The sequence below is a fragment of the Acinetobacter sp. P1(2025) genome (genome assembly GCF_051390655.1).
Lineage (GTDB): Bacteria > Pseudomonadota > Gammaproteobacteria > Pseudomonadales > Moraxellaceae > Acinetobacter > Acinetobacter junii.
This window is the reverse complement of sequence record NZ_JBPKBJ010000152.1, coordinates 1-1275: the sequence shown is the minus strand read 5'-3', so window position 1 is coordinate 1275 and position 1275 is coordinate 1. Positions and strand designations below refer to the sequence as shown.

Sequence of the window (1275 nt, the reverse complement as noted above, 5' to 3'; positions counted from 1 at the left end):
CTGATATGTGCTGAATTAGCAGGAGACTTTCACTTGGGATATGCTAGGCAGCTAACCGATAAAAGTTCTCTGCTATTTGATTTGGCGTTTTAAAATCCAAACTCTTTTGAATTCTTCGCTGATTATAAAATAACACAATGTATTTTGTAATATCTGCTTTAGCTTCATCTCTGGTTTTATAGTTGCAATGATGCACTAATTCATTCTTGAGTATGCCCCAGAAACTTTCAATCGGTGCATTATCGTAACAGTCCCCACGTTTGCTCATTGAACCTTGAAAATCACATTTTTCCAGTATCTTTCGATATTCATGGCTGCAATATTGGCTGCCTCTGTCCGAATGAACAATTAAGCCTTTCGTTGGTTTTTGATTACGAATCGCCATAGTCAGTGCATTGCAAACAAGTTGTGCGGTCATACGCTCATTTAAGCTATAGCCAACCACTTGTTTCGTGTACAGGTCTTTTACTGCTGCCAAGTATAACCAACCTTCAGCAGTCCAAATGTATGTAATATCGCTTGACCATGCAAGATTGGGCTTAGTCATTGAAAACTGTTGCTCTAGTAAATTTGCGTAGATCGCTCGATTATGATCACTCTTCGTAGTTCTTTTGAAACGCTTATGACGCTTACAATACAGCTGGTTGAGCTTTTTTATTTGACGTACAGCATACGTACTGATTTTGATACCTTGCGCTTGTAAATGCTTAGTTAATCGAATATAGCCATAGCTTTGTTTAGTTTCCTCATGAGCTATTTTGACCAAAATTGTCTGTTGATTTCGCTGAACCAATCTTTTATTCATGCCTCGTTTTAGCCAATCATAAAATCGTGACACTGAAACGTGAAGTAATCTAGCCATAAAGCTAATCGGGAATAAATGTCTTTGCTGTTTCATATAGGCGTACCTTACTGACTTTCTTTCGCAAAGTACGCTGCTGCCTTTTTTAGAAATTCACGTTCCATTTCAGCTGTTTTGAGCTGTTGTTTGAGCTTTTTATTTTCTTCGAGTAAGGCATTTAGATCAGGTGAATATTGTTTAGTGCCTGCTAAGGTGCCAGTCTTTGCTTTATTATTCCAATTTGAAAGAGTTTGCATTGAAATGCCAAGTTGTCTGGCTGTTTCCGATACATTGCCTTGATTGGCTTCAATCAATTTTATTGCTTCAACTTTAAATTCTGCGGTGTAAGTCTTCTGTTTCTTGCTCATGGTAAACTCCTGATGAGTGTCTATAGTTTACCAAGTTAAAACCTCCTGTTTTCTCAGCACACATCA

General features: G+C 37.8%; 1 protein-coding gene. It reads right to left on the bottom strand.

Annotated features, from left to right (window positions below):
• Positions 1-43: 43 nt before the first annotated feature.
• Positions 44-1209 (bottom strand): IS3-like element ISAba21 family transposase gene (locus ACSC97_RS18110; RefSeq protein ID WP_085940850.1). Its coding sequence is split into 2 segments (ribosomal slippage): positions 44-951 and positions 951-1209, totalling 1167 coding nucleotides; the frame shifts between segments, so codons are not numbered across the junction.
• Between the last annotated feature and the right edge of the window lie 66 nt (positions 1210-1275).